Source organism: Cellulomonas sp. Root137 (genome assembly GCF_001426725.1).
Taxonomy (GTDB): domain Bacteria; phylum Actinomycetota; class Actinomycetes; order Actinomycetales; family Cellulomonadaceae; genus Cellulomonas.
Genome location: NZ_LMFG01000001.1, coordinates 1760094 through 1773941, shown reverse-complemented (window position 1 = coordinate 1773941; position 13848 = coordinate 1760094). Strand labels below are relative to the sequence as shown.

13 protein-coding genes and 1 riboswitch are annotated in these 13848 nt (G+C 72.8%); of the genes, 4 read left to right on the top strand and 9 right to left on the bottom strand.

Going from position 1 to position 13848, the window contains the following annotated elements; translation table 11 throughout:
* The first annotated feature begins 15 nt into the window (after positions 1–15).
* Both ASD18_RS08540 and ASD18_RS08535 read left to right on the top strand, forming a co-directional pair.
* Complete coding sequence (locus ASD18_RS08540; protein WP_056089337.1) at positions 16–1296, top strand: MFS transporter; 1281 nt, start codon at positions 16–18, stop codon at positions 1294–1296.
* A gap of 76 nt (positions 1297–1372) precedes the next feature.
* Positions 1373–2272 carry a hypothetical protein gene (locus ASD18_RS08535; RefSeq protein WP_056089335.1) on the top strand — a complete coding sequence of 300 codons (900 nt, stop codon included), beginning with the start codon at positions 1373–1375 and terminating at the stop codon, positions 2270–2272.
* Here the strand turns inward: ASD18_RS08535 and ASD18_RS08530 are convergent, their stop codons facing one another.
* The 9 genes from ASD18_RS08530 to ASD18_RS08490 form a co-directional block, all read right to left on the bottom strand.
* Entirely contained in the window at positions 2273–2554 is a 282-nt protein-coding gene (locus ASD18_RS08530; protein WP_056091850.1) for an SHOCT domain-containing protein, read from the bottom strand.
* Between the two features lie 110 nt (positions 2555–2664).
* Positions 2665–3330 (bottom strand): response regulator transcription factor, encoded by a 666-nt coding sequence (locus ASD18_RS08525; protein ID WP_056089332.1) that lies wholly within the window; start codon positions 3328–3330, stop codon positions 2665–2667.
* Positions 3327–4451, bottom strand: coding sequence for a sensor histidine kinase (locus tag ASD18_RS08520; RefSeq protein WP_056089328.1), 1125 nt, complete (start codon positions 4449–4451; stop codon positions 3327–3329). The genes ASD18_RS08525 and ASD18_RS08520 overlap by 4 nt, the downstream gene beginning before the upstream one ends.
* A gap of 71 nt (positions 4452–4522) precedes the next feature.
* Positions 4523–7183 carry an Ig-like domain-containing protein gene (locus ASD18_RS08515; RefSeq protein WP_156387916.1) on the bottom strand — a complete coding sequence of 887 codons (2661 nt, stop codon included), beginning with the start codon at positions 7181–7183 and terminating at the stop codon, positions 4523–4525.
* Between the two features lie 59 nt (positions 7184–7242).
* Entirely contained in the window at positions 7243–8055 is an 813-nt protein-coding gene (locus tag ASD18_RS08510) for an exodeoxyribonuclease III (RefSeq protein WP_056089322.1), read from the bottom strand.
* 34 nt (positions 8056–8089) lie between these two features.
* A complete protein-coding gene (locus tag ASD18_RS08505; protein WP_056089319.1) occupies positions 8090–8569 on the bottom strand; it encodes a VOC family protein in 480 nt (159 codons plus the stop codon).
* A gap of 69 nt (positions 8570–8638) precedes the next feature.
* Entirely contained in the window at positions 8639–9520 is an 882-nt protein-coding gene (locus ASD18_RS08500) for a bifunctional methylenetetrahydrofolate dehydrogenase/methenyltetrahydrofolate cyclohydrolase (protein WP_056089316.1), read from the bottom strand.
* Positions 9520–10809 (bottom strand): serine hydroxymethyltransferase, encoded by a 1290-nt coding sequence (gene glyA / locus ASD18_RS08495; RefSeq protein WP_056089313.1) that lies wholly within the window; start codon positions 10807–10809, stop codon positions 9520–9522. The genes ASD18_RS08500 and glyA overlap by 1 nt, the downstream gene beginning before the upstream one ends.
* A 65-nt stretch (positions 10810–10874) precedes the next feature.
* Positions 10875–10963, bottom strand: a riboswitch (ZMP/ZTP riboswitch).
* Positions 10964–10975: 12 nt separating this feature from the next.
* Entirely contained in the window at positions 10976–11479 is a 504-nt protein-coding gene (locus ASD18_RS08490) for a GNAT family N-acetyltransferase (RefSeq protein ID WP_056089310.1), read from the bottom strand.
* A 48-nt stretch (positions 11480–11527) separates the two neighbouring features.
* Between ASD18_RS08490 and purU the strand changes: the two genes are divergently transcribed.
* Complete coding sequence (gene purU, locus ASD18_RS08485; RefSeq protein WP_056089307.1) at positions 11528–12391, top strand: formyltetrahydrofolate deformylase; 864 nt, start codon at positions 11528–11530, stop codon at positions 12389–12391.
* A 48-nt stretch (positions 12392–12439) separates the two neighbouring features.
* On the top strand, positions 12440–13795 hold the full coding sequence (locus ASD18_RS08480; RefSeq protein WP_056089304.1) for a PHB depolymerase family esterase: 1356 nt from the start codon (positions 12440–12442) through the stop codon (positions 13793–13795).
* Positions 13796–13848 lie beyond the last annotated feature (53 nt).

Sequence of the window (13848 nt, the reverse complement as noted above, 5' to 3'; positions counted from 1 at the left end):
GCTCATCCTGGTCGCGTGAGCACCGACCCTTCCACTCTGGCACCCGGGCGACCCCGCTCGCTGGTCCACCACCCGGACTTCCGCCGACTCTGGACGGGTGACGCCCTCGGCCAGCTGGGCGCGCAGCTGACGGCCCTCGCGCTGCCGATCTTCGCGGTGCAGCAGCTGGCCGCGACCGAGTGGGAGATGGGCGTCCTCACCGCCGCGGAGTACGCCGCGTTCCTGGTGATCGGCCTCCCCGCGGGCGCCTGGGTGGACCGGATGCGCAAGCGTCGGGTGCTCATCGTGGCGGACCTCGTGCGGGCCGCCGTGCTCGCCGCGGTCGTGGTCACGGCCGGCACCGGGCACGCGTCGATCCCGCTGCTCGTCGTCGCCGCCCTGGTCATCAGCGCCGCCACGGTGTTCTTCGACGTCTCGCACCAGAGCTACATCCCGGGACTGGTCGGCCTCGAGCACCTGGTCGAGGGCAACTCCAAGCTGCAGGCCACCGCCTCGGTCGCGCAGGTGGCGGCCCCCGCGCTGGGCGGTCTGCTGCTCCGGGTGATCACCGCGCCGGCGCTCATCGCGGTCACCGTGGTCACCTACCTGATCTCGGCGTTCGCGGTGGGCCGCATCCGGCACGTCGAGACTCCGCCGCACCCCAGCACGCGCCGGCCACTGAAGGTCGAGATCGCCGGGGGCCTGCGGTTCGTCGTGCACGAGCCGTACCTGCGCCGGATCGTCGCGTGCACGTCGCTGGGCAACTTCGCCGGGTCGCTGGCCGGTGCGGTCACGGTGATCTACGTGCTGCGCACGCTCGACCTGGGCACCGCGACGTGGGGCGCGATCGTCTCGGCCGGCGCGATCGGCGGGCTGCTCGGCGCCGTGGTCGCGGGCCGGCTCGCGCAGTGGATCGGCGAGGGCCGGATCATCCCGCTGTCCGCGCTGGTCATGGCGCCGGCCTCCGCGCTGATGCCGCTGGCGTCCACCGGCGTGGTCCCGGCCGCGGCGCTGCTCATCGCCGGTGGCGCGGCGTTCGGGTTCGCCGTGATCGTCTACAACGTGGCCCAGGTGAGCTTCCGCCAGCGCGTGTGCCCGCCGCCGCTGCTGGGTCGCATGAACGCGTCCGTGCGGTTCATCGTGTGGGGCTCGATGCCCATCGGCGGCCTGCTCGGCGGCTGGCTCGGCACGCACCTCGGCGTGCTCCCGACGCTCTGGGTCTCGGTCGCGATCATGGCGCTCGCCGCGGTGCCCGTGGTCGTCTCGCCGCTGCTGGGGATGCGCGACCTGCCGGGCGCCCCTGTGCTCGACGCGTGAAGCGCCGGACAGGCGAGTCCGACTCCCGCTAGTTTCGGACGGCACCCGCTCGCCGACGATCCACCGGGGACACCACATGCCGCACCGCGCACCAGCCGGAGTCCTCGCGGCGATGCTCGCTGTGCTCGTCGGCGCCTGCTCTCCCCAGCCCGACACCGCCGAGACCGCTGGGCCGTCCGTGTCCCCCACCACCAGGACCGCCGCCCAGGGCCCCCGTCCCCCCGGACCGCTGTTCAGCTACCTCCAGCAGGTCGGCGCCGACGGGGAGGCCGACCGCGTCGAGCGGGAGAAGCGCGTCGAGGAGCTCGTCGCCGCCTGCATGGCCGACGAGGGCTTCGAGTACTGGCCGCGGGAGCCCGCCCCCGAGTGGGACGAGTGGGAGCAGTTCACCCTCGAGTACGCCCAGCAGTACGGGTACGGCTCGACCACCACCGGCCCACCCCCGGACACGACGGAGCCCGCCGACCCCAACGAGGAGTACCTGGAGTCGCTCTCGTCGAGCGCACGGACCGCGTACGACCAGGCGATGTGGGACTTCAGCGACCCGGAGAACCCCGGCGGGTGCGCAGGGGACGCGCAGACCACCGTGTACCAGGACGGGCGGTGGGAGGAGGACCCGGCGTTCGCCGAGCTGCACGCGCAGTACGAGACCTGGCTGTTCGCGATGCTGGAGGACCCCCGGATGACCGAGGCGGCCACCGAGTGGTCAGCGTGCATGGCGGACGCCGGGTACGACGTGGCCACGCCGAGCGACGCCCAGGAGAGCCTGTCGGGCGGCAGCTCGGGCGTGATCATCACCCCGGAGGTCCAGAAGAGGGAGATCGACACCGCGGTCGCCGACCTCACGTGTCAGATCGAGACCAACTACCAGACCTCGATGCTCGCGGCGCAGCACGTCATGGAGCAGGAGTTCGTCGACGCCCACCGCGAGCAGCTGGAAGCACTGGTGGAGGCGTACGCCCTCGACGCGGGCTGATCAGCCCTGGGGATCGTCCGCCCGCAGCAGCACCTCGAGCCGCGCCCGGTACTCGGTCTCGTCGATCTCCCCGCGGGCGTAGCGCTCGGCGAGCACGGTCCGGGCACCTCCCCCGTCGCGCTGTCCGTCCCAGGCCGCCCAGTGGCGCCGGCGTCGGCGGCCACCCAGGGCGAAGAGCAGGGCGATCAACCCGAACCAGAACAACGGGACGAGCAGGAACCAGGGTCCAGGTCCCCAGCCCCAGCCGTAGCCGACCGGGTGGGACACGAGCGTGGTGAGCATGACGACCTCCGAGGACGCGGCGGCCGACCGTCGACCGCACCACCACCGTCGCTCGGGCACCGACCGCCCGTCGTCGTCCTGGCGGAGCGTCCCGGTCGCTCCGGCCGGAGTCAGGCGGACCAGCCGGGTCGCACCAGCCCGGACTCGTAGGCCACGACCACGAGCTGCGCGCGGTCGCGAGCGCCGAGCTTCGTGCCCGCGCGCAGCACGTGGGTCTTGACGGTGAGCGGGCTGAGGAACAGCCGCGCGCCGATCTCGTCGTTGGACAGCCCCTCGGCCACGAGCACCAGCACCTCGCGCTCGCGCGGGGTGAGGTCGGAGAGCGCGGCCGGCTCCGCGACCTCCCGCGTCGCGCGCGCGACAGTGGCCAGGAGACGTCGCGTGACCGTCGGCGACAGAAGAGCATCACCGGCCGCGACCACCCGGACGGCCCGCAGCAGGTCCGCCGGCTCGGTATCCTTGACCAGGAAGCCCGAGGCTCCCCCGCGGATCGCCTCCGCGACGTACTCGCCGAGCTCGAAGGTGGTCACCACCACCACCCGCACCGCGGCTGCGCGCGGGTCGTCGACGATGCGGCGCGTCGCCGTCAGGCCGTCGGTGCCCGGCATCCGGATGTCCATGAGCACGACGTCGGGCAGGAGCTCGAGCGCGAGCCGGACCGCGTCGTCACCCGTGGCCGCCTCGCCGACGACGGTCAGGTCGGGCTCGGCGTCGATGAGCGCACGGAAGCCGCCCCGGACCAGACCCTGGTCGTCCGCCAGCAGCACCCGGATCACCGCGGGACCTCCAGTCGGACGTGGAAGCCGGTCGGCCCGGACGCGGCGGACAACGTGCCACCGAGGGCCTCTGCCCGCTCGCGCATGCCGCGCAGGCCGTACCCCTCGACGAGCGTGCCGACCGGGGGTCCGTCGTCCCGGACGTCGAGCACCACCGTCTCGCTCACGGCCAGGCTGACCTGCACGGATGCACCAGGAGCATGACGTCGGACGTTGGTGAGCGCCTCCTGGAGGGTGCGGAGCACCACGGTGCCGACCTGGTCACCGACCTGCGCGTCGAGCCCGTCCGCCTCGACGCGCAGGCCCTCGTCGCGCGCCCGGTCCACCAGTCCCTGCAGGCTCCTCGTCCGCGCCGGCTCCCGCGGGGCCTCACCGTCTGCGCGCAAGATGCCCAGCACGTCCCGGACCTCGTCGAGCGCATCCCTGCTGGCCTCGCGGATCTCCACGAGCGCCCGGCGCGCAGCCTCGGGCTCCCGGTCCATCAGGTGCAGGCCCACCCCGGCTTGCACGGTGATCCCCGACAACGAGTGCGCCAGCACGTCGTGCAGCTCGCGCGCGATCCGCAGCCGCTCCGCCGCGACCGCCGACTCCTGCCGGGACAGGCGCGCGGCCCGCAGCGCCTGCATCCGCTCCCCGCGGCCGCGCGCACCCTCCCCCACGAGCATCGCGACGAGGAGCCCGGTGACCGCGAGCGTGGCGTAGACCGGGCGCGGGGACGGGGTCGTTGCCGCGAGTACCGCGACACCGAGGGCGCCGACCGTGCCGGCGCCCCAGGACAGCCACCGCCGGCGCGTCGCGCCGAGAGCCACCACGACGACGGCCAGGGGCACGAGCACCGGCCCCGGCTCGTAGCCGAGCGCCAGGTAGGTCAACGGACCGGCGACCGCGAGCACCGCGCCGAGCACCGCGACCGGTCCGCGCTGCACCACGGCGACGAGCGCGGCCGGTGCGAGCAGGAGCAGGACTGCGGCGAGCAGGTCGAACGGCCGGCCCTGCGGGTGCCACCTGCTGGCAGCCGCGCAGCCGAGCACGGTGACGATCGCCAGGAACGTCGCGGGGACGACCGCCCAGCCCGGCCGGACACGTCCCCAGGGCGGTCCGGTCCACGGCGCGCTCGTCACCCGACCACCGTAGCCAGCGGGAATCGCCCGCCGCGTCGTCCGGACGGAGCGCCGTCACCGCTCCCGGAGGACTAGGTCCGGAGACGCCGGACCGCGAGAACCAGCACCGCGCCGCCCAGCACCAGCGCGGACCCCAGCAGCAGCAGAGGTGCAGCCTCGGCGCCCGTGACGGCGAGGACGTCGTCCGTGCCGGGCGCCGGCTCGGGGCCGGGCGCCGGCGGGAGCGGCGGGATCGCGGTCACGGTGAGCGTCACGGTGGTCGTTGCGCACAGGTCCGGCGCGATCGCCGCGCAGATCGTGTAGTCGAACGCGTCCGCGCCCGAGAACCCGGCGTCCGGCACGTACCGGGCGGTCCCGCCGGAGATCGTGACGGTGCCGTGCGCGGGGCCGACGGTCACCGTCGCCGGACCGACGGCCCCCTGGTCGTTGGCATCGATGTCGACGTCGACGGCGGTCCCCTCCGCAGTCGTCGCTGCGTCCGGCACCGCCAACGGCCGCACCTCCACCGTCACGAGCCCGGTCGTGCACAGCAGGGGGACGCCGTCGTCGCACACGATGTCGCCGTAGTAGTCCCGGCCGGCGAAGACCGCGAGCGGACGGTAGGTGGTCGACCCGTCGGGCGTCACGCTCGCGGTGCCGCTGCGCGGTGGGATGCCTCCGTGCGCCGTGACCGTGTCCCCCGCGTCCGGGTCCGCGAGGACCAGCGTGCCTGTGACGGGGATCCCGGAGCTCGTGGCCAGGGTCAGCGGGTCCACCGTCGGCGGGAGGTTCGGGGGGATCACGTCGACGAGCACCGAGGCGGCGTCACAGAACGTCGGCTCCGTCGGAGAGCAGATCCGGTAGCCGAACGTGTCCGTACCGGTGAAGCCCGGATCCGGCGTGTAGGTGGCCTCCCCGGTGGCGGGATCGAGCACCACCGACCCGTTCGTCGGCTGCGTCACGACCACGGGGTCCAGCGGCGCGCCCGCCGTGTCGTTGGAGACGACGGGCACGACGACCGGGACGCCCGAGAACGTCACGGCGACGTCGTCCGTCGCGCGCGGACGGATGTTGAGCGTGACCGTGCCCGTGTCGCACGCCGGGGTGGGTGACGCGTTGTCGCACACCTGGAAGTCGAACGTGTCGACCCCCGCGAAGTCCGGGTCGGAGACGTAGGCGAAGCCGCCGCCGGCGCTCAGGACCAGCTGGCCGTGGGTCGCTGCGGTCGCCTGCGTGAAGGAGAGCTGCTGCCCGGCGTCGGGGTCGCTCGCCGTCACGGTCCCCACGACGAGCACCCGTGTGGTCGTGTCCCGCACGAGGTCGTCCGCGACGGGCGGCTGGTTGGGCGGCGGCGGGGCGGCGAGCACGGCCGTGGACACCTGGCTCGCGTCTGCCGACCCGTCGTTGTTGGCCAGGACCGGGTCCGGCGTGCTGGACGTGGACCGGACCACGTTGACCAGCGTCGACCCCGCGGGCGCCGACACCGTGCCGGCGTAGCCGAGCGTCACCACCTGACCCACGGAGACCGTCCCCAGCTGCCATGTCAGCACCCCACCGGTGAGCGTGCCGGTGGTCGAGGCGGGGTCGAGGGCCAGGCCCGTCGGCACCGGGTCGCTGACCACCACGTCCACCGCATCCTGCGCCCCGGTGTTGCGGACGGTGATCGAGTAGCTGACCGTGCCGCCCTCCAGCACGGTCGCCGGCCCGGTCTTCGACGCCTCGACGTCCGCCCACGCAGCCGGCGAAGCCGCACAGGCCGGCTCGAGGATGTCGACCGTCGTGCGCACGACGTTCGCGATCGTGCCGGTCTCGACGTCGAACACCTGGCCGCCCGGCGCGACGGTCTGCACCCGGATCGGGTCCGCCGCGGACGCACCGACCCAGCTGCCCTGCACGCTCGTGGTGCCCGAGAACCGATAGCTGCCGAACCCGCCGACCGAGCCGTCGTCGACCAGCCCGACGGCGCTGGTCACCCCCTCGTGCGACTGCTGCCAGCTGCCGTTGTTCCGGAAGTCGCCCCCGACCAGCACCAGTCCGGCGTTGCTCGAGCCGGTGCCATCGTTGATCAGGTCGCCCTGCGCGTCCACGACGCACGAGTTCACCAGCGAGCCCGCCGAGTTGACGGTGACCCCGGCGGAGAACGTGGCCTGCCCGCTGGTGGTCAGGGAGCCGCTCACGGTCGCGGCGCCGGCCACCGACAAGGTGCCGGCGTTGTCGAAGGAGACGGCGGCGTTGAAGTTCATCGCCCCCTCGACGGTGAACGACCCCTCGTTGACGAAGGCTCCGGCCGCGGGGCTGAGGTCCGAGGCGATCGTCAGGTCGGCGCCGGGAGCGACGTGGATGTCGGCCGCACCGTTGACTCCGAGGCCCTGGAACGTCCCGCTGCCCTCGAGCTCGAGCGAGAAGCCGGCGGCCACCACGACGGACGGCATGGTCACGGCGCCCCCGGCCGCGACCACCAGCGCCCCGGCGGCGTTGTTCAGGTAGCCGGCACTCAGGGTCGCCCCGGGCCCGACGCACAGGGTCCCGCCCACAGGGAGTGCATCCACCCCGCCGGTGAAGCCTGAGGCGACGAGGACCGTCTCGCCGGCGGCCACGGTGATCGTGAGGTCACCGGCGGCGACCGTACGGTCGGGCGCCGCGCACTGGGTCGCAAAGTCGGCCGACGCGATGGAGGCGTGGACCGCGCCCAGCAGGGCTGCGAGCAGCACACCGAGGAGGAGCGCGCACGTCCTGGAGCCACGTCTGGGCATGCGTACCCCCTGCCGGCCGGGTTGCTCCCACGGTAGCGGTCGCCCGGGAGGGGCGCCGGTCAGAGGTCGAACTCGACCACCAGCGGCGCGTGGTCGGAGAACCGCTCGGCGTACGTGGGCGCGCGGTCGACGGTGGCGCGCACAGCGGCGTCGGCCAGGTCCGGCGTGGCGAGCTGGTAGTCGATGCGCCAGCCCGCGTCGTTGTCGAACGCCTTGCCGCGCCAGGACCACCACGTGAACGGTCCCGGCCCCTCGCCGCCGAGCTCGCGGCCGAGGTCGTGCCACCCGAGGTCGTCGAACCAGCGGTCCAGGTAGGCGCGCTCGCGCGGCAGGAAGCCCGCGGACTTGAGGTTGCCCTTCCAGTTCCTGAGGTCCACCTCGCGGTGCGCGATGTTCACGTCGCCCGCGACGACCGCGTAGCCGCCCTGCTCCGCGATGTCCGCCAACCGTCCGGTGACGTGGTCGAGGAACGCGTACTTCTCGTCCATCGACGGCGTCCCGGCGGTGGCGGAGTGCAGGTAGGTGGACACGACCGTGAGGGTCCGCGCCGGCGCGCCGTCGTGCGACGGCAGCTCCAGGTCGGCCTCGACCCAGCGGCCGGAGTCCCCGGTCACGCCCGTCCTCAGGCCGATCCGGACCGCGGTCATCGGCAGCCGGCTCGCGATGGCGACCCCCGCGCGGCCCTTGGTCTCGCTGGCCTCGTGCGCCAGGTCCCACTCCCCCGCCGGCAGGTGGTCCGCCAGGATCTCGTCCGACGCGCGGACCTCCTGCAGGAGGATCACGTCCGGCTGCCGGGCCTCCAACCAGGCACCCATGCCCCGCTTGTAGGCAGCCCGGATGCCGTTGACGTTCACGCTCGCGATGGTCAGCACCGGACCATCCAACCCGATGCCGCCGACAGCTCCGTCACCTGCCCGCGTAAGCCGCTTCGAGGGCATCGATGTCCAGCTTGCCCATGGTGAGCATGACCGCCATCGCGCGAGCGACCCCCTCGGCGTCGGGACGCGACATCACGTCGTCGAGCTGGACGGGGACCACCTGCCACGAGACTCCGAACTTGTCGACGAGCCACCCGCACTGGCTCGGGCGGCCGCCGTCGGCGGTCAGGACGTCCCAGTAGTGGTCGACCTCGGCCTGGTCCTGACAGTCCAGGACGAACGAGAAGGCCTCGTCGAGCGTGAAGTGCGGGCCACCGTTGAGGAACGTCGCGCGCAGGCCGTCGATCGTCAGCTCGACGATGAACTCGGCACCCTCGGCCAGGCCGGGCGTCCCGGGCGGGGCCGTCGCGACGGAGTGGATCGTCGTGCGCGGGATCACGGACGCGTAGAACTGTGCGGCCGGCACGGCCTGGTCGTCGAACCAGAGGTGCGGGCGGACGATACCCATGGCGGTGCTCCCTCCGACGGCCGGGGCCGGCCGTCCTTACGGACAGCCTGGCCCCGACCAGCGGTGGTGTCAGCCCAGGAGTCGCTCGGCCGTCTCGACGACGTTGGTCAGGAGCATCGCCCGCGTCATCGGACCGACCCCGCCGGGGTTCGGCGACACCCACGACGCGACCTCGCGCACGCCGGGGTCGACGTCGCCGACGACCCGGCTCTTGCCGGTCTCCGGGTCGGTGGACCGCGAGACGCCGACGTCGATGACGACCGCGCCCGGCTTGATGATGTCCGCCGTGATGATCCCCGGCACCCCGGCCGCCGCGATGACGACGTCGGCGTTCCGGGTGTGCTCCGCGAGGTCCTCGGTGCCCGTGTGCGTGAGCGTCACGGTCGCGTTGATCTCCCGACGCGTGAGCAGCAGCCCGATCGAGCGCCCGACGGTGACCCCACGGCCGACGATGACGACGTCGGCGCCGCGCAGGTCGATGTCGTGCCGGAGCAGGAGGTCGATGATGCCGCGCGGCGTGCACGGCAGCGGGGACGTCACCGGCTCGTTGACCCGCAGCACCAGGCGACCGAGGTTGGTCGGGTGCAGTCCGTCGGCGTCCTTCTCGGGGTCGACGAGCTCCAGCACCCGGTTGGTGTCGATGCCCTTCGGCAGCGGCAGCTGGACGATGAACCCGGTGCACTCCGGGTCCTCGTTCAGCCGTCGGACGGCCGCCTCGATCTCGTCCTGCGTGGCCGTGGCCGGCAGGTCCTCCCGGATCGAGGCGATGCCGACCTCGGCGCAGTCCTTGTGCTTGCCGGCCACGTACCACCGCGAACCGGGGTCGTCGCCGACGAGCAGCGTGCCCAGCCCGGGCGTGACCGAGCGCGCCGCGAGCGCCGCGACGCGTTCGGTCAGCTCGGCCTTGATCCGGGCCGCGGTGGCGGTCCCGTCGAGGAGCTGCGCCGTCATCAGTACTGCTGCAGGTCGGAGTACAGCGGGAACGCGTCGGTGAGCTTGAGCACGCGGGCCTTGAGCGCCTCGAGGTCGGTCGACGCGCCGTTGATCAGGGCGGTCGCGATGATGTCGGCGACCTCCGTGAACTCGGCGTCGCCGAAGCCCCGGGTGGCCAGCGCGGGCGTGCCGATGCGCAGGCCGGAGGTGACGCGCGGGGGGCGCGGGTCGAAGGGCACCGCGTTGCGGTTCACCGTGATGCCGGCCGAGTGCAGGAGGTCCTCCGCCTGCTGGCCGTCGAGGTCGGAGTGCCGCAGGTCGACGAGCACGAGGTGCACGTCGGTGCCGCCGGTGAGCACCGAGACCCCGGCCTTCGCCACGTCCGGTGCCGACAGACGCTCGGCGATGAGCCGGGCGCCGTCGAGGGTGCGCTGCTGGCGGTCCTTGAAGTCCTCCGTGGCAGCGACCTTGAACGCGACGGCCTTGGCGGCGATCACGTGCATGAGCGGGCCGCCCTGCTGACCCGGGAACACGGCCGAGTCGATCTTCTTGGCGTACTCCTCACGGCTCAGGATGAAGCCCGAGCGAGGACCGCCGATCGTCTTGTGCACCGTGGAGGACACCACGTCGGAGTGCGGCACCGGGTTCGGGTGCAGCCCCGCGGCCACCAGGCCGGCGAAGTGCGCCATGTCGACCCAGAGCTTGGCGCCGACCTCGTCGGCGATGGACCGGAACGCCGCGAAGTCGAGCTGGCGCGGGTAGGCGGACCAGCCACCGATGATCACGTCGGGACGCTGCTCGAGGGCCTTCTCCCGGACGACGTCCATGTCGACGAGGAACGTCTGCGGGTCCACGCCGTAGGCGCCGACCTCGTAGAGCTTGCCGGAGAAGTTGATCTTCATGCCGTGCGTGAGGTGGCCACCGTGCGCCAGCTCGAGGCCGAGGATCTTGTCGCCCGCGTTGATCAGCGCGTGCAGCACCGCCGCGTTGGCTGTGGCACCCGAGTGGGGCTGCACGTTGGCGTGCTCGGCGCCGAAGAGGGCCTTCGCGCGGGCGATCGCGATGTTCTCCGCGATGTCGACCTGCTCGCAGCCGCCGTAGTAGCGGCGGCCGGGGTAGCCCTCGGCGTACTTGTTGGTGAGCACGGAGCCCTGCGCCTGCAGGACGGCGCGGGGCACGAAGTTCTCGCTCGCGATCATCTCGAGCGTGCCCTGCTGGCGGGCGAGCTCGCCGTCGAGGACGGCGGCGATCTCCGGGTCCAGCTGGGAGATGTTCTGATCCATCAGAGGGATCTGGTCGGCGCTCATGAAGCACTCCTGTCGGCAGTCAGCGTGTACGCGCGCGTCCGGCACCCGCACACTCGTGTGTGGTGACCGGGGGCCCAGGCGTCCGACCCGTTGGTCTGCTGCTGCGTCGCTCCCCGGTGGTGACCCACCCGCTGCGCCAGTCGCGACGGGCTCAGGTTAGCAAGGCTCAGGCCTCCGCGTGCTCGCTGCCCGTGTCGCCGAGGATCTTGCGCAGGTACGCGTACGTCAGGTCGCCCGCGGTCTGGTCGTGCTGGTGCTCGTACCCGTGCTTGGCGTAGAGCGCGAGGTTCTGCACCGAGTCGCGGCCGGTGAACACCCAGACCTCCTCGATGCCCTCGGGCAGGTGCGGCAGGATCGCCATGAGCATCTGCGTGCCGAAGCCCTGCCCCTGCAGGTCGGGGGCTACGGCGAACCGGCCGAGCGTGGCCTTCGAGCCCTCGATGAGCATCCGGATCGACCCCACCAGGCGGTGCCCGTACCAGCCGCCGAGCGTGATGACGCCCTCGCGCTGCAGGTCCGCCTCGAGCTCCTCGAGCGTCTGCGTGAGCGGCGGGATGTGCGGGTCGCCGTACTGCTGGGCCTCCGTGACGAACGCCGCGCGGCGCAGCGTGAGCAGCTCGCCGGCGTCGTCGACGGTCACCGAACGGATCTCGAGATCGGGCTGCGTCATGCGGCCCATCGTGTCAGCCGATCCGCACGACCACTACTCTCGGACCTCGTGTCCTCCGACTCACTCGACTCCACCCACTGGGTTCTCACCCTCTCCTGCCCGGACCGCCCCGGGATCGTCCACGCGGTCGCCGGCCTGCTGGCCGAGCACGGGGGGAACATCACCGAGTCGCAGCAGTTCGGGGACCCCCTGTCGGGGCTGTTCTTCATGCGCGTGCAGGTCACCGCGTCGACACCGCGCGACGAGCTGGAGGTCGCGTTCGCGCCAGTCGCCCGGCAGTTCGCCATGGACTGGTCGCTCGACGTGGTGGGCCGGCCGGTCCGGACGCTCGTCATGGGCTCCACCGCCGCGCACTGCCTGAACGACCTCGCGTTCCGCCAGCGGTCCGAGAACCTGCCGATCGAGCTGGTCGCCGTGGTGTCCAACCACACGGTCCTCGAGCCGCTGGCCGACTTCTACGGGATCCCGTTCCACCACGTGCCCGTCACGGCGGCCACCAAGGCGCAGGCCGAGGCGCGCCTGCTCGAGCTGGTCCGCGAGCTCGACGTCGAGCTGGTCGTGCTGGCGCGCTACATGCAGATCCTGTCCGACGACCTGTGCCGCGCCCTGCAGGGTCGCGTGATCAACATCCACCACTCGTTCCTGCCGTCGTTCAAGGGCGCCCGGCCGTACGCGCAGGCCCACGACCGGGGCGTCAAGCTCATCGGCGCCACCGCGCACTACGTGACCGGGGACCTCGACGAGGGCCCGATCATCGAGCAGGACGTCGAGCGCGTCGACCACACCCGGCACGTCGAGGACCTGGTCGCCCTGGGGCAGGACGTCGAGCGCCGCGCCCTGTCCCGGGCCGTCCGCTGGCACGCGGAGCACCGGGTGCTCCTCGACGGGCACCGGACGATCGTCTTCCGCTAAACGCTTCGTGCCCTGACCACGAGCGAGTCCCTCCGGCACGCTCCGAGCATGAAGCCGTCCCTGCGCCGCGCCGTCGCGGCCGCCAGCACCCTCGCCCTCGGCGTCGTCGGCCTCGCCGCCGCCGCGCTGACCACCGCACCGGCCGCCCAGGCCGCCTCGCTGGTCAGCGTCCCGAGCTTCGGCAGCAACCCCGGCCAGCTCGGCATGAGCCTGTTCGTGCCGGACTCGCTGCCGGCCAAGCCCGCGGTGCTGGTGGCCGTGCACTACTGCACCGGTACCGCGCAGGCGATGTACGACGGCGCGCAGTTCGACGAGCTCGCCACCCGGTACGGCTACATCGTCATCTACCCGCAGGCCAACCGGAGCGGCAGCTGCTTCGACGTGAGCTCGTCGGAGGCCCTCACGCACGGCGGGGCCAGCGACCCGACGAGCATCGTGTCGATGGTCCGGTACGTGCAGCAGCGGTACACCACCGACACCAGCCGGGTGTTCGTCACCGGGGTCTCGTCAGGCGCGATGATGACCGAGGTCCTGCTGGCCACCTACCCCGACGTCTTCGCCGCGGGGTCCGCGTTCTCGGGCGTGCCGGCCACCTGCTTCTCGACGACCTCTCCCCCGCCCGGCACCACCTCGCAGGCACCCTGGAACAGCGACTGCTCGGGCGGCCGGCGCGTGCTGACCGGTCAGCAGTGGGGCGACCTCGCCCGCGCCGCCTACCCGGGCTACACGGGCGCACGCCCGCGGGTGCAGCTGTGGCACGGGTCCGAGGACACGACGCTGAGCTACGTGAACTTCGGCGAGGCGATCAAGCAGTGGACCAACGTGCTGGGCGTCAGCGCCACGCCGGCCTCGACCGACTCGCCCGCGAGCGGCCAGACACGCACCCGCTACGGCGCGACCGGCGACCGGGCACCCGTCGAGGCGATCAGCCTGCAGGGCGTCGGCCACAACCTGCCCGTGGACGCGGCGGCCGCGATCCACTTCTTCGGCCTGGACACGACGAGCACCCCGCCGCCCACCACGCCCGCCCCGACCACGCCCGTCCCGACGACGCCGGCACCCACGACGCCCGCACCGACGCCGACGGCCTCGGGGGCCTGCACCGTCACCTACTCCGTGAACCAGTGGAACACCGGCTTCACGGCGAGCATCACGGTCCGGTCGGCGGTCGCGCTGAACGGGTGGACGCTGACCTGGACGTACCCGTCCGGCCAGACCGTCACGCAGGCGTGGAGCTCGGTGACCACGCAGTCCGGGTCGGTGGTGACCGCGAAGAACGCCGCCTGGAACGGCTCGATCCCCGCGGGCGGCTCCACCCAGTTCGGCCTCAACGGCGCCTATACGGGCACGAACACGGCACCGACGACCTTCGCGCTCAACGGAACCCCCTGCACGCGGGCCTGACGGCTCCGGACCGGCGCCAGCCGCTCGCGTGATGACTTCGTCGCGCGAGGCGG